Source organism: Leucobacter chromiiresistens, from assembly GCF_900102345.1.
Taxonomy (GTDB): Bacteria; Actinomycetota; Actinomycetes; order Actinomycetales; family Microbacteriaceae; genus Leucobacter; species Leucobacter chromiiresistens.
This window is the reverse complement of the sequence record NZ_FNKB01000001.1, coordinates 100237-119792: the sequence shown is the minus strand read 5'-3', so window position 1 is coordinate 119792 and position 19556 is coordinate 100237. Positions and strand designations below refer to the sequence as shown.

General features: G+C 71.6%; 16 protein-coding genes. 13 read left to right on the top strand and 3 right to left on the bottom strand.

Annotation, left to right across the window (positions count from 1 at the left end; genetic code table 11):
* Positions 1 to 511: 511 nt before the first annotated feature.
* Entirely contained in the window at positions 512 to 1462 is a 951-nt protein-coding gene (locus BLT44_RS14855) for a DUF805 domain-containing protein (RefSeq protein WP_010156123.1), read from the bottom strand.
* Positions 1463 to 1563: 101 nt separating this feature from the next.
* Here BLT44_RS14855 and rbfA point away from each other — a divergent pair, with 101 nt between their 5' ends.
* Positions 1564 to 1995 carry a 30S ribosome-binding factor RbfA gene (gene rbfA, locus BLT44_RS00635; protein ID WP_010156124.1) on the top strand — a complete coding sequence of 144 codons (432 nt, stop codon included), beginning with the start codon at positions 1564 to 1566 and terminating at the stop codon, positions 1993 to 1995.
* A 12-nt stretch (positions 1996 to 2007) separates the two neighbouring features.
* On the opposite strand, the gene BLT44_RS00630 is transcribed toward rbfA, so the two are convergent.
* The gene (locus tag BLT44_RS00630; RefSeq protein WP_010156125.1) at positions 2008 to 2907 is read right to left on the bottom strand and encodes an HhH-GPD family protein; all 900 of its coding nucleotides are present in this window, start codon (positions 2905 to 2907) and stop codon (positions 2008 to 2010) included.
* 100 nt (positions 2908 to 3007) lie between these two features.
* Here BLT44_RS00630 and truB point away from each other — a divergent pair, with 100 nt between their 5' ends.
* The 11 genes from truB (at position 3008) to hpf (ending at position 15759) form a co-directional block, all read left to right on the top strand.
* Entirely contained in the window at positions 3008 to 3958 is a 951-nt protein-coding gene (gene truB / locus BLT44_RS00625; RefSeq protein WP_010156126.1) for a tRNA pseudouridine(55) synthase TruB, read from the top strand.
* A complete protein-coding gene (locus BLT44_RS00620) occupies positions 3955 to 4311 on the top strand; it encodes a hypothetical protein (protein ID WP_010156127.1) in 357 nt (118 codons plus the stop codon). The genes truB and BLT44_RS00620 overlap by 4 nt, the downstream gene beginning before the upstream one ends.
* Positions 4312 to 4476: 165 nt before the next feature.
* Entirely contained in the window at positions 4477 to 4791 is a 315-nt protein-coding gene (locus BLT44_RS00615) for a WhiB family transcriptional regulator (protein WP_010156128.1), read from the top strand.
* Positions 4792 to 4849: 58 nt separating this feature from the next.
* Positions 4850 to 8008: a glycosyltransferase gene (locus tag BLT44_RS00610; RefSeq protein WP_040504954.1), complete on the top strand. Its 3159-nt coding sequence runs from the start codon at positions 4850 to 4852 to the stop codon at positions 8006 to 8008.
* On the top strand, positions 8005 to 9405 hold the full coding sequence (locus BLT44_RS00605; protein ID WP_010156130.1) for a DUF5719 family protein: 1401 nt from the start codon (positions 8005 to 8007) through the stop codon (positions 9403 to 9405). The genes BLT44_RS00610 and BLT44_RS00605 overlap by 4 nt, the downstream gene beginning before the upstream one ends.
* A gap of 18 nt (positions 9406 to 9423) precedes the next feature.
* Positions 9424 to 9879, top strand: a complete 456-nt coding sequence (locus BLT44_RS00600) for a metallopeptidase family protein (RefSeq protein ID WP_010156131.1) — start codon at positions 9424 to 9426, stop codon at positions 9877 to 9879.
* Positions 9880 to 10021: 142 nt separating this feature from the next.
* Positions 10022 to 10705, top strand: coding sequence for an MtrAB system response regulator MtrA (mtrA, locus tag BLT44_RS00595; RefSeq protein WP_010156132.1), 684 nt, complete (start codon positions 10022 to 10024; stop codon positions 10703 to 10705).
* An 8-nt stretch (positions 10706 to 10713) separates the two neighbouring features.
* Complete coding sequence (gene mtrB, locus BLT44_RS00590; RefSeq protein WP_010156133.1) at positions 10714 to 12414, top strand: MtrAB system histidine kinase MtrB; 1701 nt, start codon at positions 10714 to 10716, stop codon at positions 12412 to 12414.
* The gene (locus BLT44_RS00585; protein ID WP_010156134.1) at positions 12411 to 14090 is read left to right on the top strand and encodes an LpqB family beta-propeller domain-containing protein; all 1680 of its coding nucleotides are present in this window, start codon (positions 12411 to 12413) and stop codon (positions 14088 to 14090) included. Before mtrB ends, BLT44_RS00585 begins: the two co-directional genes overlap by 4 nt.
* Before the next feature lie 142 nt (positions 14091 to 14232).
* Positions 14233 to 15018, top strand: a complete 786-nt coding sequence (locus BLT44_RS00580) for a ComF family protein (RefSeq protein WP_050803106.1) — start codon at positions 14233 to 14235, stop codon at positions 15016 to 15018.
* A 111-nt stretch (positions 15019 to 15129) separates the two neighbouring features.
* Positions 15130 to 15759, top strand: coding sequence for a ribosome hibernation-promoting factor, HPF/YfiA family (gene hpf, locus BLT44_RS00575; protein WP_010156136.1), 630 nt, complete (start codon positions 15130 to 15132; stop codon positions 15757 to 15759).
* Positions 15760 to 15848: 89 nt separating this feature from the next.
* On the opposite strand, the gene BLT44_RS00570 is transcribed toward hpf, so the two are convergent.
* Positions 15849 to 16589 (bottom strand): polyprenol monophosphomannose synthase, encoded by a 741-nt coding sequence (locus BLT44_RS00570; RefSeq protein ID WP_010156138.1) that lies wholly within the window; start codon positions 16587 to 16589, stop codon positions 15849 to 15851.
* Positions 16590 to 16786: 197 nt separating this feature from the next.
* Here BLT44_RS00570 and secA point away from each other — a divergent pair, with 197 nt between their 5' ends.
* Positions 16787 to 19522, top strand: coding sequence for a preprotein translocase subunit SecA (gene secA, locus BLT44_RS00565; protein ID WP_010156139.1), 2736 nt, complete (start codon positions 16787 to 16789; stop codon positions 19520 to 19522).
* Positions 19523 to 19556 lie beyond the last annotated feature (34 nt).

The following is a 19556-nucleotide window of genomic DNA, read 5'->3' as shown; positions in this document are numbered from 1 at the left end:
GCCATCGCGCGAATTGTGCACGCGGGAGCGAGGATCTCCTGCATGAGGAACGCTGCGGAGGGGCGTGGGTCGAGCGGGGCTCGGGTGGAGCGGGCTCGGGCTGTGCGGGTGCGCGTGCGGTGCGGGTGCGCGTGCTGCGCGGGTGCGGGTGGAGCGGGCTCGGTTGGAGCGGGCGGTGCGCGTGTTGTGCGGGTGCGCGGGTGCGGGTGCTGTGCGGGTGCGCGTGTTGTGCGGGTGCGCGGGTGCGCGCGTGCGTGTCGGGCTCCTGGTCCCTGGTGCGCCAGTCGTGCAGGAGATCCGGCGTCGTGCGGATGCGATCGCGCGTTCGCTCCCTGCGCGAGCGAGGATTCACTGTGCGAACAACGGTCCGCGACGGCCCGCGACGGCCCGCGACGGCGAGCTGCGGTGAACCACGGCCCACGACGGCACGCCGTCCCACCACCGCCCGGGAACGCCGCAGGCCCGCGCCGCCGAAGCGGGCGCGGGCCTGAGAACTCGATGCGAGGAGCGGTCAGAAGCGGTCGAACCGCCGTCCGAGTGGGCTCGACGGGAGGAACATGAAGACGAGCACCACGAGGCCGCCGACATAGGGGATGAAGCTGAGGAAGTAGAACGGCCCCGCGAAGTTCGCATCGTGGAAGCGGCGCCACGTCACAGCGATGGTCGGCACCAGCAGGCCGAGGCCGACGGCGAGCAGGAGGATGACGCCGACGATGAGAATCGTGATCCCGAGGCCCGCGGCGGGCGCGGACGAGGTCGATCCGAACTCGTCTCCGAAGCCGTCGTTGTAGGCCGAGGAGGCCGCGCTGGCGGAGGCGAGCATCACGGCGCCCGCGATGTAGAACGCGAGCGGGATGAGCGACGCCAGGAAGCTGAAGAGCACCGTCCACCAGTACTCGCTGCGCGACGCGCGACCGCTGAAGCCGGCGTAGTTCTTGAGGAACCGGCGGATCGCCTGCCCGAAGCTCGCTCCGTAGAGCGGGCGGCTGAGATCGTCGGGATCGGTCGCTCCGTCGAACGGCTCACCCGGGCCCGGCGTGCCGGCAGACCCTGCGGCATAGGCGGGCGCCGCGGCGAACGCCGGCTGCTGCGGGTATGCGGAGGGCGCGGGAGCCGCGAACGGCGCCGGCGGCTGCACGGGCTGCTGCGGTGCCGAGTACTGCGGCGCCTGGGAATCGGGTGCCGAATACTGCGGTGCCGAGTACTGCGGCTCCGAGTACTGCGGTGCCGAGTACTGCGGCGTCTGGGAATCGGGTGCCGGGTACTGCGGCGCGCCGTACGGCGGCGTCTGCGGCTGCGGCGCTCCGTACTGGGGGGCCTCATTCAGCGGCGCCGCATACTGCGGAGGGGTGCCGCCTGCGGGCGGCTGCTGCTCGTCGGGCGCCGCTGACCCGGTCTCGGCCTGGCCCGGCTTCTCGTTCTCGGGCTGCGCCGGGTTCTCGGGGGTGGGCGGGTACGTCATGAAGACGCCTCCTCAACTGCTCGTCGCGTACGTCTGACTGCATCCATCGTAGGGCCAGCTCCGCGCGGCGCCTGGGAACGATCCGGCGGTAGTGTGGTGCTATGAGCAATCCACGGGCGGGAAAAGTCGCCGAGCGCATCCAGCAGATCATCGCACGGCGCCTCGAGAAGGGGCTGCGTGATCCGCGCCTCGGCTTCGTCACGATCACCGACGTGCGGGTGACGGGCGACCTGCAGCACGCCAGCGTGTTCTACACGGTGTACGGCGACGAGCAGGAGCAGGCCGACACGGCGGCGGCGCTGCGGGCGGCGACCGGCATGCTGCGCACTGAGGTCGGCAAGCAGCTCGGCACGCGGCTCACCCCGGTGCTCGAGTTCATCCACGACGAGCTGCCCGAGAGCGCGCAGCATCTCAACGAGCTGCTCGCCGAGGCGAAGCGCCGCGATGACGAGGCTGCGGCGCTCGCGGCCGATGCGCAGTACGCCGGCGACGAGGATCCGTACGTGAAGCCGCGCGAAGAAGAGGATCGCTGACGCCCCGCCGCGTCAGGGCAGTCGCGCCCGACCGTCGACCTCGATGATGAGGCCGTCGGCGATGAGCGAGTCGTAGGCGCGTCGCGGCTGCTCCGGATCGGCGACGCCCCCGAGGGCCGCGGCTTCGAGGGCCGCGGCGTGTGCGACGGGGTCGGCGGAGCGGCGGAGGAGCGCCATGATCCGGCCTCGCACCTGACGATCGCTGCCGGCGAATCGTGCCTGCTTGGGCCGCTTCTCGGGCGCGTTGTCGGGGTAGCCGGCTCCGCGCCACTCGCACCATGCCGCGACGGGGCATGCGTCGCACCGCGGCGCTCGCGCGGTGCAGACGGTCGCCCCGAGCTCCATGGCCGCGGCGTTGAACACGGCGGCGTCTTCGGGCGGGTGCGGCAGCAGCGACTCCATGTCTGCGAGGTCTGCGGGCGCGGGCATGCCCGCCGCCGCTCGTCCGTGCACGAGCCGGGCGAGCACGCGTCTCGTGTTGGTGTCGACGACCGGGTGCCGCTCGCCGTACGCGAAGGCGGCTACGGCGCGGGCGGTGTAGGGGCCGATTCCGGTGAGTGCGAGCAGCGCGTCGACGCTGCGGGGCACGACATCGCTGTGGCGCTCCGAGATCTCGACGGCGGCGCGATGCAGCCAGAGGGCTCGGCGCGGGTACCCGAGGCGATCCCACGCGCGCACCGCCTCGCCGGGCTCGTCGGCGGCGAGGGCGGAGGCGGTGGGCCAGCGCTCGATCCAGGCGAGCCAACGGGGGAGCACGCGGTCGACCTGCGTCTGCTGCAGCATGAACTCGGAGACGAGGATCGCCCACGGCGTGACCTCGGGGCCCCGCCAGGGCAGGTCGCGCGCCGAGTGGGCGTACCACTCGTTGAGCGCCGTCGAGATCTCTGCGGCGGTGGCGGCGGTCGGCTTCATCGGCTCCAGTGTAGGACGCTGGTGCGTCGGGCCGGCCGCGGTGGGGCGTCGGCCGACGCGCTCGGAGGGGGCGCCGCGCCGCCGCCGGTAGGCTGAGTCCGTGACGAACGACCCAGCCATTCTGCCCGCGCAGGGCGCCATCTTGCTCGTGGACAAGGCGGAGGGGTGGACGAGCCACGACGTGGTCGCGAAGGCGCGGCGCGCACTCGGCACCCGCAAGGTGGGTCACGCGGGCACCCTCGATCCCATGGCGACGGGTCTGCTCGTGCTGGGGGCGGGGCCGTCGACCCGGTTGCTCACGCATCTGGTCGGGCTCGACAAGACGTACTCCACCACGATTCGCCTGGGCGCTGCGACGGTGACGGATGACCGCGAGGGGGAGCGGATCAGCACGGCGGGCGCGGACGCCATGGCGCTGGTGACCGCCGACCGGATCGCCGCCGCCGCGGCCGAGCTGACCGGAGCGATCGAGCAGGCCCCGAGTGCGGTGAGCGCGATCAAGGTGGACGGCCGACGCGCGTACGATCGCGTGCGCTCGGGGGAGACGGTCGAGCTGCGGAAGCGGCCCGTCACGGTGCACGCCTTCGAGCTGGGCGCGCCTCGCATAGGGATCGACGAGACGGGCGCGCCGGTCGTCGACGTCGACGCGACGATCCGCTGCTCGACGGGAACGTACATCCGCGCACTCGCGCGAGACCTCGGTGAGGCGCTCGGCGTGGGAGGTCACCTCACGATGCTGCGGCGCACACGGGTCGGGCCGTTCGACGTGGCGGATGCGGCGCCGACGGAGGCGCTCGCGCTCGGCGACCCGCTTCCGCTGCGCGCTCCGGCGCGGGTGGCGGAGCAGCTCTTCCCGCGTCTCGATCTGAGCGAGGCGCAGGCGCTCGATCTGAGCAACGGCAAGAAGCTCGACGTCGATGCATCGATCGCCGATGCTCCGCTGGTCGCCGCGGTGGGTCCGGGCGACCGCCTCGTCGGGTTGGTGCAAGTGCAGCGGGGCCGGGTGCGCGCCGTGACGAACTTCCCGGCGGAGACGGGGGTGCGCGCGTGATCGCCTGGTACGGCGCCGCGGTGATCGTGGTCGCGCTCGCCGCCGCGGTGCTCTGCAGCGTCGAGGCGCTGCGCAGGCGATCGCCGAACGACTTCACGATGGGGGCGACGCTCGTGGTCGCGCTGCTGCTGGTCGCGCAGATCGTCGTCTCGATCGTCGCGCCGTTCGCGGGCAACGAGCCCGTGGGCGACCCGCTCGAGTTCTGGATGTACCTCGTCGTCGCGCTGCTGCTGCCGCTCGGCGCGGGTTTCTGGGCGTTGATCGACCGCACCCGGTGGGCAAATCTGGTGCTCGCGGTGGTGCACCTCTCGGTGGCGGTGATGACGTACCGGATGCTCGTGATCTGGGGCTGACGGCGGTGGAGGCGCGGGGAACGGTTGCGACACGCTGGCGTGTCCTCCACCCTCAATGCGTTATTGAGGGTTTAGAATCCTCAGCTTGACTTGAGAGAATCACACCGGTGTAATTATGTGAGCGCGGTTGCGAACACGCGCCGCTGAAGTCGAGGAAGGGACGGGATGTTGAGCGATACTTCGCACACGCCGGTACCCGGTAACTGGTTCGTCGATCCGGTGTTCCTCGGTACTCCCGGGATTCGGCGCGACGACGAAGAGGGCCTCTCGTGGCAGAGCGATGCGCTCTGCGCGCAGACCGATCCCGAAGCGTTCTTCCCGGAGAAGGGCGGCTCGACGCGCGAGGCCAAGCGCATCTGCGAGGGGTGCGAGGTGCGCTCCGAGTGCCTCGAATACGCCCTCGAGAACGACGAGCGCTTCGGCATCTGGGGCGGGCTCTCCGAACGGGAACGCCGGAAGCTGCGTCGCGAAGCGATCTGATCCGCGAGCGGCATGGCTCCGGGGTGCGCACAACAACCCCGCCTAGACTTGCCGAGTGATGCGCACCCGAGTTACCGCCATTCTGGTCGCCCAGCGGGGCGGCGAGTGGCTCGATCAGACCATAGCCGGCATCGCCGGGCAGACGCTCGCGCCCGCGAACATCATCGCGGTGAACAACGGCGGGTCGGACGGAGTGCGCGAGCAGCTGCTCGCGAGCGGAGCAGAGCGCGTCGTCGGCATCCCCTCCCGCCTTCCGTTCGGGCAGGCCGTCGCACGAGCGGTCGCCGCGATGGCGCCGCTGCCCGACGAGGGCAACGCCGGGGTGCGCCCGGACGCGGAGCTGACGCGCCAGGGCGAGGGCCAGCCGCGCCTGCTGCCGGGCACGGCCCCCGACGAGTGGATCTGGCTGCTCAGCGAGGATTCCTGCCCCGAGCCGGAGGCGCTCGAGCGGATCGTGAGCACGGTGCAACGCTCGCCATCGGTGGTCGTCGCCGGGCCGAAGGTCGTCGACTGGGATCGCCCCGACCGCATCATCGAGCTCGGCCAGAGCCTCACCCGCTACGGATCGCGCTGGGTGCTGCGACGCCAGGAGCTGGATCAGCAGCAGTACGACCACATGCAGGACGTGCTCGCGGTGGGCCCCGTCGGCATGCTCGTGCGCCGCGACGTCTGGCAGGAGCTCGGCGGCTTCGACCCGGCGCTTCCCGTCTACGACGACGGCCTCGACTTCTGCGTGCGCGCACGCCTCGCCGGGCACCGCGTGGAGGTGGCCCCCGCCTCGCGCGTGCGCTTCGCGCAGAGCGGCGTCGCCGGGCCGCGCATCGATCGCAAGCGCTCGGTGCTCCGCCACGCGCACCGCCAGGCGCGCACCTCGCACCTGCATCGGCGCATCGCGTACGCGCCCGCCGTCGTGGCCTGCGTCGCCTGGCTCGGACTCCCGGTCTATGCAGTGCTCCGCGTGCTGTGGGCCCTGATCCGCGAGCAGCCGGGATACATGCTCGGCGAATTCGTCTCGGCCTTCGCCGTGTTCTTCCGGCCGCACGCGATTCTCGCGTCTCGGCGCCGCATCAAGCAGCACTCCTCCGCCGGGTGGTCCGCCGTGCGGCAGCTGCGGGTCGACCCGAAGAGCGTGCGCACGGCGCGCATGATCGATCGCGAGGCCATCCTCGCCTCCTCCGGGCGGCAGCGCCGGGAGATGCACTTCATCTCGATGGGCGGCCTCGCCGTGCTCTCCGCCGCCGCGGTCGCCGCGGTCGCCCTCACCTGGTGGGCGTTCCCGCAGACCAGCCTGTTCGGCGGCGGCCTCGCCCCTCTGAGCCCGCTCGACCAGCTCTGGGCCAACACCCGGCCGGTCGACGGGGTTCCCGCCGACCCCTTCACCTGGGTGCTCGCCCTGATCGGAACGCTGACGTTCTGGAACCCTTCGCACGCGGTCGTGCTGCTCATGATCGTCTCGATTCCGCTCACGGCGCTCGGCGCATGGATCTGGGGCGCCCAGCTCACCGAGTCGAAGGCCGGGCGCGCGCTGCTCGCGATCGGCTTCGCGCTCAGCCCCGTGCTGCTCGGCTCGCTCGAGGCCGGCCGCCTGCAGACGCTGGTGCTCGCAGTGGTGCTGCCGTGGCTGCTGCTCGCCGCATCGCGCTGCCGCGAATCGTGGAGCTGGGCCGGCACCGCCTCGCTGCTCGCCGCCACGGCGCTCGCCGCCGCGCCCATCCTCATCCCCGCGGCAGTCATCATGCTCGTCCTGGGGCTCTTCACCACGCTGCGCGGCGTCGCCCGGGTGCTCACCACGGCGCTCGTGCCCGCGATCCTCTTCGCACCGAAGATCTTCACGAGCATCGTCGCCGGCCGGCCGCTCGACGTGCTGCTCGACCCGGGCATCAACGCCCCCTTCCAGCCCGGCACGACGTGGCACCTGCTGATCGGCTACCCGGAGTTCGGGCTCGAGGGCTGGGCCGGCATTCTCGACGGCATCGGACTCGGCGGCCCGCCCGCCACGCTGCTCGTCGGCGTGCTGATGCTGCCGCTCGCGCTGCTCGCGCTGCTCGGACTGTTCACCGGGCGGGTCGCCGTCACGCTGCTGCACTCCGCGCTCGGCGCGCTCGGTCTCGCCACCGCCGTCGCGGCGGGCCAGCTGCAGCTCACGGCCGCGGGGGAGTCGAGCATATCGGTGTGGACGGGCTCGGGCCTCGCGCTCTACTGGATCGCGATCCTCGGGCTCGGCGCCGTCGGAGCGGAGGCGCTGCGGCGCGGTGCGGCGCCCGTGGTCGCGGTCGCCCTCGCCGCCGCGATCGTCGCCGTGATCCCGGTCTCGTCGCAGCTGATGCTCAATCGCGCCCCCTTCGTCTCGGCCTCCGATCAGATGCCCGCGCTCGTGCAGGCGGCGGGCGAGACGGATCCCGGAGTGCGCACGCTCGTGATCACCGCGGAGGGGGACCACGCAGTGCGCGCCGAGCTCGTCACCGGGTCGGGCCTGCGTCTCGACGAGATTCGCACGGCGCTGACCACGCCGGTCGAGCGGGAGGCGGATCGGCAGGTCGCCGACCTCGTCGCGGGTCTCGCCAGCATCGGAGGCGCCGATGTCACCGACGCGCTGCGCGCGGAGGGCGTGGGCTTCGTGCTGCTGCCGAGCGGCGGGGACGACGTCGAGCGCGCCGAACTGCAGCGCGTGTTCGATCAGCACGAGGCGCTGTCGAGCGCCGGGCTCACGGAGCAGGGGCTGCTCTGGCGCGTGCAGCACGCGGACGCGCAGGAGGCCGAGGTGGGCGATTCCGCGACCCGCCTGGGCGGCACCTCTCTGAGCGGCACCACGATCTGGGCCGTGCAGCTCGCGGTGCTGTTCGGGGTGCTGCTGCTCGCGCTGCCGACCGCGGAGGTCACCTGGCGGCCCGAGAAGCGGAAGCGCCCAGCGCGCCGGAAGCCCCGGCGGGAGCGCGTGCGCGTCGGCGCGGGCCGTCAGAGCAGCGCTCCGGCAGCGGAGGCGGCCGAGGAGCCGGTCGCCGCCGCCGACGCGCCCAACGCTCCCGGCCGGCCCGATGCCGCCGCTGATCAGCCCGAGGGCGATGCACCGGTGACACCGGCGGCCGATACGCACGCGGCCGACGAGACGGACCCGGCCGCTGGGACGGACCCAGCCGCCGATACGCACCCGACTGCTGAGACGGACCCGACTGCTGAGACGGACCCGACCGACGAGACGAACGGAGAACGGCGATGACCGATCGTTCACGACTGCTGCGCGGCGGAGCCCGTGCGGTCACCGGGCTCCTCGTGGTCGCCGCAGCCGCGGCGGGCGTCGTGCTGCTCGGCAACGTCCCCCTGCCGGCCGTCGCCCGTGAACCGCTCGCGCTGACCGTGGATACGACGCAGAACACCAACCGCTCGCTCGTCTGCGCCGGATCGTTCTCGGAGCTCGGCGCCGACCCCGAGCGGCCGGGAGCGGCGATCCCGGTCGGCGAGGCGACCGTGGCGACGTCGGGCGCGGCTGCCGAGACCGCGACGCTGGCGCGCAGTGCTGGATCCGGCCTGCCGGTCGTCGTCTCGGCGCCGATGGCCGATCCCCTCGCCGGCGCCCAGGTGCAGTCCGTCGACTCGGAGAGCCTGCGCGGAACGGCTTCGAGCAGCTGCTCCGAGCCGAGCAACGAGCAGTGGCTGGTGGGCGGCGCCACGTCGCTCGGACTCGCCACGACGCTCAGCCTCGGCAACCCGGGCACGGTGCCCGCCACGGTCTCGATCACCGTGTTCGACGAGAACGGCGAGGTCGACGCCGTGCAGACCGCCGGCGTGATCGTCGCCCCGGCCACGCAGCAGACCGTGTCGCTCAACGGCTACGCCCCCGACCGCGAGCGGCTCGCGGTGCGCGTCGAGAGCACCGGCGCTCCAGTCGCCGCGCATCTCGGCGTCGCGCAGAGCTCGGGCATCACGCCGTTCGGCATCTCGGGCGTCACTCCGCAGACCGACCCCGCCACGTCGCTCGTCATCCCCGCCGTCGAGAACGCCGACGGCGACGGTCGCGGGCCGAACGACTCGGGGGAGGGCGATGCGTTCCCGGCGATCGTGCGGGCGCTCGCGCCCGGCGACGCGGGCGGCACGGCGACGGTGCGCGCGCTCGACCAGAGCGGCAAGAGCACCGATGTCGGCACGATCGAACTGGCGCCGAAGGCGGTCGGCGAGCTGAGCATCGCGACGCTGCCGGCGGGCACGAACGCGCTCGTCGTCGACGCCGACGTGCCGGTGATCGCGGGCGCCCTCGGCTCGGCCGAGGATCCCGACACCCGCGAGCACGACTTCGAGTGGTTCGCACCCGCTCCGGTCATCGCCGCCGACACCGAGGTCGCCGCGCCGGTGGTCTCGGGAGGCCGGTTGGTCGTCGTGAACCCGTCGGACGCGGAGGCGGAGATCACCATCGCGCGCGCCGATGGGAAGGGCAAGACCACCTCCGCGGCGGTCGCCCCGGGCGCTGCAGCCGTCATCTCCGCTCCCGCGGGAGCGACGATCACGAGTTCCGAGCCGGTGCACGCGGGGGTGCGCTCCGTCACCGAGACCGCGATCGCGGGCTACCCGATCCTCGCCCCCGATCCGCGCGACGGCACGCTGACCGTCTACCCTCGGTAGGCGACGTACACTGAAGGCATGTTCGGTCGTCGACGCTCCTCCCCCCGCGGCGTGCCCGCGGCGCCCGCCCGCGCGCGGGCTTCGCGTCACGGTCGGCGGCCGATCCGGTCCTCGCTCACGGGCCCCACGCTCCCCGATCCCGAGGGCAGGTTCCGCAGGTTCGAGGCCGACGCCCGCGCCGCGGTCGAGGTGGTGCAGGGGTACCTCCCCGACGAGCTGCAAGGGGTGCGCTTCGGCTTCCAGACCGCGCCGTCGGGCGAGGGCGAGAGCCAGCTCCCGCTGCTCTACGCGATCGATCGGCCGTCGAAGAGCATCGTGCTCTACCGCATGCCGATCCAGCGGGCGAAGACGCTCCACGTCGACGATGCCGAGCACCGGCGCGCGTTCCTCGAGTTCTGCGTGTATCGCGCCGTGTGCGAGTACCTCGGAGCCGACCCCTGGGATCTGATCCCCGGCCGGTTCGAGCACTACTGATCCCCGCCCGCCCGATCCGGATGCCGGTCCCGGCGCCGCGGCGGCGACTGCGACGCCGCAGCGACGCCGCCGGTGCGGCGCCGGGGCGCGACCGCGGCGCGACACTCCGCGGATCCTGCAGCTTTGCCGACATAATGGAGCCATGAGCGCGCGCATCTTGGTGGTTGACGACGACAGGGCTCTGGCAGAGATGCTGGGGATGGTGCTGCAGGCCGAGGGGTTCGTCACGGAGCACTCGGCCGACGGGGCCGATGCGGTCGAGCGCTTCCGCGAGATGCGCCCCGATCTCGTGCTGCTCGACGTCATGCTGCCGGGGCTCGACGGCATCGAGGTCGCCGAGAAGATCCGGGCCGAGTCGGGCACCCCCATCATCATGCTGACCGCCCGCACCGATACGCGCGACGTGGTGCGCGGACTCGAGGCGGGGGCGGACGACTACGTCGTCAAGCCGTTCAATCCGGCTGAGCTCATCGCACGCATCCGCGCGCGTCTGCGCGAGCCGCAGCAGGAGAGCGCCGAATCGCTGCGCATCGGCGACCTCACCATCGACGTGTCGGCGCACGAGGTGCGCCGCGGCTCGCAGCCCATCCCGCTGACGCCGCTCGAGTTCGATCTGCTCGCGATCCTGGCCCGCAAGCCGCAGCAGGTGTTCACCCGCGAGGTGCTCCTCGAGAAGGTGTGGGGCTACCAGTACAAGGCCGACACCCGACTGGTGAACGTCCACGTGCAGCGGCTGCGCGCCAAGATCGAGCAGGATCCCGATCACCCGACCATCGTCACGACCGTGCGGGGCGTCGGGTACCGGGCCGGCACCGCCGTCGAGTAGGGGGCGCCATGACGCGCGCCCGCCGCTCACGCTTGATCACCGCGCTGCGGCGGTTGCGCCTGCGCTGGCTGCGGTTCTCCGAGCCGGTGCTGGGCGGGTTCCGCGCGCGCTGGCGCCGCTCCCTCATGGTGCGCACCATGACGGTGACGGGTCTCGTCACCGGGTTCATCGTGCTGACCGCGGGGCTCTTCATCCTCGGCAGCGTCGCGAGCGACCTCTACTCGTCGCGGCAGGAGCAGGCGCTGCAGGACTCCGCGCGCGCCACCCTCGCCGCGCAGCGGCAGATCGACGCCTCCGAGGCGTCGGACCGGGGCGCGCTGTCGACGCTCGCGGCGTCGGTGCGGCGCACGGTGCGAGACACCACCTCGAGCCAGATGATCTATCTGCGGAGGCAGGCCGGGCAGGAGCCGTTCGCAGACGCGCCGCCCCCGTCGTTCACGAGTGCGCTGCTGCCGGAGGCGGTCACCCCCGAGCTCTCGCACGCCGTCGAGGAGGGCGGCGCGGCGCAGCACTGGCAGCCGGTCACGTTCATCGAGGAGGACGGATCGCCGTCGCCGGGGATCGTCGTGGGGTCGAGCGTCACCTTCCCCGCGGGCGCGGGAACCTACGATCTCTTCATCGGCTACAACCTCGCCGATACGCAGGACACGCTGTCGTTCGTGCAGCGCACCCTGCTGATCACGGCGGCCGCGATGATGGCCTTCATCGGCGTGCTCGTATGGATCATGTCGCGGATCGTCTTCCGGCCCATCCGTTCGGCGGCGGCGGCGAGTCGCCGTCTCGCGTCGGGGGAGAGCGATGCGCGCATGCCGCTGCAGAACGACGAGCACTTCGACGTGCTCTCGGAGGGCTTCAACGACATGGCGGAGACCCTGCAGATGCGCATCGGCGAGCTCGATCAGCTGTCGGAGATGCAGCAGCGCTTCGTCTCGGACGTCTCGCACGAGCTGCGCACCCCGCTGACCACGGTGCGCCTCGCCAGCCAGGTGCTCCAGAGCAGCACGCAGGGACTCGAACCGGGCCAGCAGCGCGCCGTCGAGGTGCTCGGCGCGCAGATCGACCGCTTCGAGTCGCTCCTCGAGGACCTGCTCGAGATCTCGCGATACGACGCGGGGCGGGTCACGCTCGAGACGGAGCCGACGAACCTCGTCTCGCTCGCGACCGAGGTGGTGGAGGGGCTGCAGCCGCTCTCGCGCGGCATCATCGAGGTGCGCGCGCTCGGCGGCTACGCCCCGATCGATGTGGACGCCCGGCGCATCCGCCGCATCGTGTCGAACCTGGTCGGCAACGCCATCGAGCACGGCGAGGGGCGCAGCATCCTGGTCTCGATCGATTCGAACGCCAGCGCCATCTCGCTGTCGGTGCGCGACTGGGGCATCGGGATGCGCGAGGAGGATCTGGCGCACGTGTTCGACCGCTTCTGGCGCGCCGATCCGTCGCGCAAGCGCACGCTGGGCGGCACGGGCCTCGGGCTCGCGATCGCTCAGGAGGATGCGGCGGTGCACGGCGGCATCCTGGAGGCGTGGTCGCAGCTCGGCGTCGGAACGAACTTCAGACTGACGCTGCCCCGCGGCGAGAGCATCACCGACTTCATGTCGCCGCTGCCGCTCATCCCCGACGACATCGCCGGCGACCAGGGCGATCCCCGGGTGACCGGCGGGTGGTTGCGGCGGCCGGGGCGACGCATTCGGAAGGAAGGCAGAAGATGAAGCGTTTCCGGAGCCGCGCGCGGGCGGCGGCGGTCATCCTCGCCGCCGCGTCGCTCATGCTCACGGCGTGCAACGCGATTCCGAGTTCGGGGCCGGTGCGGGCCGGGGCCGAGGATCTGCAGCAGGCCGAGCAGCCCGTGCAGTTCAACGCGGCGGGCCCAGCGGCCGGCTCGTCGCAGGAGGACGTCGTGCGCGGCTTCGTGCTTGCGGCCGTCTCGAGCGCCGACGACTACGCCACCGCCCGCGAGTTCCTCGCGCCCGACTACGCGAAGCAGTGGGACCCGTCGTCCAACGTGCTCGTCGACGACGGCAGCCGGCCGTACACCGCGAACGACGACGGATCGGGCACCCTCGAGATCTCGGCTCAGGCCAAGGTCGACGCCGAGGGCTTCATGCTTCCGGTCGAGCCCGGGGCGAACACCGAGCTGCGCTTCGAGCTGGAGCGCATCGGAGGCGAGTGGCGCATCGCATCGGCGCCGAACGGCATCATTCTCGACACCACGACGTTCACCACCATCTGGGCCCCGCATCAGCTGTACTTCGTCGGCCCGGGCGAGATCATGGTGCCCGAGACCCGCTGGTTCATGACGCGGGCGGCGCTGCCGACCGAGATCGTCAGCGCACTGCTCGGAGGGCCGGGCGAGCGCATGTCGGGCGTGCTGCACAGCGGCTTCCCGACGGGCACGACGCTCGTCACGGGCTCCGTGCCGATCGAGAACGGCCGAGCGCAGATCGATCTCTCGGGCAATCTGCTGGAGGCGAGCCCGACGGCGATGGCGGAGGTGCGGCAGCAGCTGCGGCTGAGCCTGCAGACGGTGCAGAGCGTCAACGGCTACGACCTGTCGGCGGAGGGCACGGAGATCCGCTCCGAGGAGCGGAGCGATGCGGGCGTGCCGCGTCTGCTCAACGACGTCACCGATCCCGCCCTGCTCGTCGGCGATCAGTTCGGCACGATCGTCGCGGGCCAGTTCGTGGCGATGACCGGGTTCGCGACGTCGCTGGGCGAGTACGAGCCGAGTGCGATCACGCTGAACGCCGACGCGTCGGCGGCGGCGCTCCGCAACGCCCAGGGCGTGACCCGGGTGGATGCCCTCGGCGTCGTGCCGATCGACCCGCGCGCCGGTCTGCTCGCGCCGATGTTCGACGTCTTCGACTACGTCTGGACGGTGCAGGCGTCGTCTCCGCAGACGCTGCGGGCGACGACGCGCGACGGCACGGCGACGGATGTGCCGGCCCCCTGGCTCGCCGGGCGCACCCCGGTCGCGATGCGACTCTCGCCCGACGGGATGCGGGTGGCGGCGCTCGTGAGCGACGAGCAGGGGAGTCAGGTGCTCGTCGCAGGCGTCGAGCGCGACGCCGAGGGAGCCCCGGTGCGCACCACTGACGAGGCCGACGTGCAGCTCTGGACGAGCGGGGCCCCCGTCGACCTGGACTGGGTGGGGCAGACGCGCTTCGCCGCGCTCTCGAAGGTCGATGCGACCAGTCGGGTGACCATCGGGGGCGTCGGCCTGATCCCGGTCGAGCAGGGCGGCGTGCAGGGCGGTGCGCAGGTCGCGGGCGGCTCGGCGCGCTCGCAGCTGCGCGTGCTGAGCGCGAAGGGCGATCTCTACGCCTCGCAGGGGAGCGGGTGGCAGCGGGCGCTGACGGGCATCGAGCTGCTCGCCAAGCACGGCTGAGTGCTGCGCTCCGGCGGCCTCCGAGTCGCCGGCGGCGCCCGGATCACCGCGCACAGGTCTGCCGCCGCCGCTCACCGCCGCAGTTGTCCACCGCCTCCGCGCAACGGCTGGATCGGGCGGCGCGGCCCGCGATGCTGGAGGCATGACCGCTCGCACCCCGCCACCGCCTCCGTCGTCTCCCCTGTCGCCGACCCCGCTGCGGCCCTCGCTCCGGCTTCGCGAGCTCGCGCTCGATCTCGCCGCCCTCGTGTGGCCGACGGCGTGCGTCGGCTGCGGCGCGGCCGACAGGGAGTGCTGCCGATCGTGCCGGGCGCGCATCGGGGAGCCTCCCGAGATGCTCGCGCGCGAGCTCGACGGGTTGCCCTGCATCGTGCGCGGCCGGTACGAGGGGCCGCTTCGCGCCGTGCTCGTCGCGTTCAAGCACGGGGGCCGCGAGAGCTTCCGCCGCATGCTCGGAGAGGCGCTGCGCGCTCCGCTCCTGCGCGCCATCCGCCTCGCCGCGCCCTCGGCGCCGGCCGGCGCGCCAGGGGAGCCGGGAGCGCCGCTCGTCGTAGCGATGCCCTCCCGCCCCCGCGGGGTGCGCGAGCGCGGGTACCGGCACCTCGACCTGCTCATCGCCTCGGCCCTCCGCCGTCAGCGCGCACCCGCACTGCGCGTCCGCGCGCTGCGCACTACCCGGGGCCGGGTCGGCCAGGTCGGCCTCCGCGCCGCGCAACGGGAGCGCAATGCGCGGCGGATCGCCGTCCGCCGCGCTGCCCGCCGGGTCATCCACGGCCGGCGCGTCGTGCTCGTCGACGACATCATCACGACGGGCGCCAGCGTGCGCGCGGCACGAGACGCGCTGGAGCGCGCGGGCGCGAGCGTCGCGGTGATCGTCGCGCTCTGCACGGCCGAACGGCGCGATGCCGCGGGCCTACCTGCGAAGTAGCGGATGAAGTTCTGCCGAGGTGGAAACGCGTCGCGCGAGTGGAGTAGAGTTCGAGAAAGGCGTAACGGTGCGCCAGATGGCACACCCGCCCGAGTACTCAGGGAGGTCACCATGGACGTGAACATCCGCGGCAAGAACGTCGGAATCACCGATCGCTTCGAGAGCTACGTCGAAGCGAAGACGGACAAAGTGGAGGGGCTGCTGCCCCGCGCGCAGGCGTTCGAAGTGAGAGTCTCTCGGCAGAGCGACCGGAGCCCCCAGCACGGTGATCACGTCGAGATCACCCTCATCGGGCCGGGCCCCGTGATCCGCGCTGAATCAGCCGGAGGAGACAAGTACTCGGCGTTCGACATCGCCTACGGGCGCGTGCTCGAACGCATCCGTCGCATGAAGGACAAGCGACAGGATCGCCGAGGCCGCGGACGCACCTCGCTGGCGGACGCCGCCGCGAACGATTTCGAGATGATCGACGTCACCCCCGCCCCCCTCGAAGTGCTCGAGGCCGTCGCCACCGGCGAGGTGCCGGTGGTGAACTCGGAGGAGCAGGACTACTCGCCGGTCGTCATCCGCACGAAGGAGTTCCCCGCCGAGCGCATGGCCGTCGAAGACGCCGTCGACCGCATGGAGCTCGTCGGCCACGACTTCTTCCTCTTCATCGAAGAGGAGGGCGGGAGCCCGAGCGTGGTGTACCGCCGCAAAGGCTGGAACTACGGCGTGATCTCACTCTCTGAGACCGCCTAGCGCCGGCCGAGCCGCCGCACCACCGCATCACCGCACCGCCGGAGGGCATTCGGAGCGGGGTCGCCGACGGCGACCCCGCTCCGTCGCGTTCAGCGGGCCGTGCTGCGCTGCCGCCTCGCCCGCCAGCCCCACCGCACGACATTGCCGAACGCCTCGAGCACGATGCCGAGCGTCATCTTCGACCGGCCGTCGGCGCGCTCCACGAAGGTGATCGGCACCTCCGCGATCGGGCAGCCGAGCTGCTCCAGCCGCCAGGCGGTCTCCACCTGGAAGCCGTACCCCTGCGAATCGAGCGCGTCGAGATCGATGCGGCGCAGCCAGTCGAGCTCGATCACGCGGAACCCGCTCGTCAGATCGTGCAACTGCGACCCGAGCACCGCGCGCGCGAACCCGGTGCCGCCCCGCGAGATCCATCGGCGGATGAGCGGCCAGTTGACGATCCGCCCGCCCGCGATCCACCGCGTGCCGATCGCGAGGCCCGCGCCGGAACGCGCGGCGGCCATGAGCGCCGGCAGATCCTCGGGCCGATGCGATCCGTCGGAGTCCATCGCGACGACGAACCGGTACCCGCCCCGCTCGGCGGCGCCGAACCCGTGCACATACGCCGATCCGAGCCCCAGCTTGCCGCTGCGATGATGCACGGCGACGTGCGCGTCCTCGGCGGCCAGCTCGTCCGCCGCGTCGCCCGTGCCGTCGGGGCTGCCGTCGTCGACGATGAGGATGCGGGCGCTCGGCACGTGCGCGCGGATGCCCGCCACCACCGCTGCCAGCGATGCCCGCTCGTTGTACGTGGGGAGCACCACCAGTACCTCACCCGCTGCAGGCGGCATGGCGTCCTTCCTTCCGAGATGCGCGACGCGGGCACTCGCGCTCCGAAGGGCGGAAACGAATCCCGCCTCCATATTGGCATCTCCTCAGCCGGGGAGGAGCATGCCGTTGCTAAGCTGAGGAGTTGTCACATTGTGGCAACGGCGGTGACCCCGAACCATGGGCAACCACACCGCGCGGAACGTACAGGAGAGACAACGTGGCGACAGTTCTCGAGAAGCTTCTTCGCGTCGGTGAAGGACGGATCCTGAAGAAGCTCGAGCGGCAGGCGAAGCTCGTAGCGAATCTGGAGAGCACCTTCGCAGACCTCAGCGATGAGGAGCTTCGCGAAGAGACCACGGAGTTCCGCGAGCGACTCGAGAAGGGGGAGACCCTCGACGACCTGCTCCCCGAAGCCTTCGCCGCCGTGCGCGAAGCCGCCAAGCGCACCATCGGGCTCAACCCGTTCCCCGTGCAGATCATGGGCGGCGCGAACCTGCACAACGGCAACATCTCCGAGATGAAGACCGGTGAGGGCAAGACCCTCGTCGCGACGATGCCGGCGTACCTGAACGCCCTCGCCGGCAAGGGCGTGCACATCGTCACCGTCAACGACTACCTCGCGACCTACCAGAGCGAGCTCATGGGCCGCGTCTTCCGCGCCCTCGGGCTCACGACCGGCTGCATCGTCTCTGGCCAGGATCCCGCGACCCGTCGCGAGCAGTACAACGCCGACATCACGTACGGCACGAACAACGAGTTCGGCTTCGACTACCTCCGCGACAACATGGCCTCCTCCGCGGCGGAGCGCGTGCAGCGCGGCCACTTCTTCGCGATCATCGACGAGGTCGACTCGATCCTGATCGACGAGGCCCGCACCCCGCTCATCATCTCGGGCCCCGCCTCGGGCGAGGCCAACCGGTGGTTCGCCGAGTTCGCGCGGATCGCGCGCAAGCTCGAACCGGGAGTCGACTTCGAGATCGACGAGAAGAAGCGCACCGTCGGCGTGCTCGAGCCCGGCATCGAGAAGGTCGAGGATCACCTCGGCATCACCAACCTCTACGAGTCGGTGAACACCCCGCTCATCTCGTTCCTCAACAACTCGATCAAGGCGCGGGCGCTCTTCACCCGCGACAAGGACTACGTCGTGCTCAACGGCGAGGTGCTGATCGTCGACGAGCACACCGGCCGCATCCTGGCCGGGCGCCGCTACAACGAGGGCATGCACCAGGCGATCGAGGCCAAGGAGGGCGTGCAGGTCAAGGCCGAGAACCAGATGCTCGCCACCGTCACCCTGCAGAACTACTTCCGCCTCTACGAGAAGCTCTCGGGCATGACCGGTACGGCCGAGACCGAGGCGAGCGAGTTCATGTCGACCTACGGGCTCGGCGTCGTGCCGATCCCGACGAACCGCTCGATGCAGCGCAAGGACCAGCCCGACCTCGTCTACAAGAACGAGGAGGCGAAGTTCGCCCAGGTCGTCGTCGACATCGCGGAGCGCTACGAGAAGGGGCAGCCCGTACTGGTCGGCACCACGAGCGTCGAGAAGAGCGAGTACCTCTCGCGCCTGCTGGCGAAGGCCGGCGTGCGCCACGAGGTGCTGAACGCGAAGAACCACGCGCGCGAGGCCGCGATCATCGCGCAGGCGGGCCGCCTCGGGTCGGTGACCGTCGCCACGAACATGGCCGGCCGAGGCACCGACATCATGCTCGGCGGCAACGCCGAGTTCCTCGCCGTGCAGGAGATGGCCTCCCGGGGCCTCTCGACCGACGAGGATCCCGACGCCTACGAGGCCGCCTGGGACGACGTCTTCGCCGCCGTCAAGGAGACGGTGAGCGCCGAGGCGGAGAAGGTCATCGAGGTCGGCGGCCTCTACGTGCTCGGCACCGAGCGCCACGAGTCCCGGCGCATCGACAACCAGCTGCGCGGCCGCTCCGGCCGACAGGGCGACCCCGGCGAGAGCCGCTTCTACCTGTCGCTCGGCGACGACCTCATGCGCCTGTTCAACTCGGGCGCAGCGGCGGCGCTCATGAACCGCGACAGCTTCCCCGACGATCTCGCCATCGAGTCCAAGGTCGTGTCGCGCGCCATCCAGAGCGCGCAGAGCCAGGTCGAGCAGCGCAACGCCGAGATCCGCAAGAACGTGCTCAAGTACGACGACGTGCTCGACCGCCAGCGCAAGGCGATCTACAGCGACCGCCAGCAGATCCTCGACGGCGAAGAGATCGAGCCGCGCATCGACGCGTTCCGCGAGCAGACGATCGACGCGATCCTCGACTCCCACGGCCGCGACGGCGAATGGGACTTCGACGCCCTGTTCAACGACCTGCGCCAGGTCTACCCGGTGGGCCTCACCATCGACGAGCTCGTCGCCGAGGCCGGCGGGGCGCGTCGCGTGGATCGCGCGTTCCTGCGCCGCGAGATCCTCTCCGACGCCGAGGTGGCGTACACCAAGCGCGAGGAGACCCTCGGCAGCGAGGCGATGCGCGAACTCGAGCGCCGCGTCGTGCTGGCCACCATCGACCGCCGCTGGCGCGACCACCTCTACGAGATGGAATACCTCAAGGAGGGCATCGGCCTGCGCGCGATGGCGCAGCGAGACCCGCTCGTCGAGTACCAGCGCGAGGGCTTCACCCTCTTCGAGGGTATGATGGGGCAGATCAAGGAGGAGTCCATGGGGCTGCTCTACAACCTCGAGGTCAAGGTGCGGCCCGCCGAGGGCCCGCAGGATCACGTGCACCTCGAAGGCGGCGGCCTCGAAGCCGAGCAGGCGACCGACCAGTCGAAGCTCAGCTACAGCGCCCCGAACGAGGACGGCGCCCCGGCCGTCACCGGTGCCGACGAGCCGAAGGCGGGGGCCGGCAAGCCCGCGCAGCAGGCGCGCGGCGCATTCGGCCAGCAGTCGGGCAACGGCTCCACGAACCGCGCCGATCGCCGCTCCGCCAAGAAGAAGTAGGGCGCTCGCGCCCCCGATCTGATCCGTGATCCGC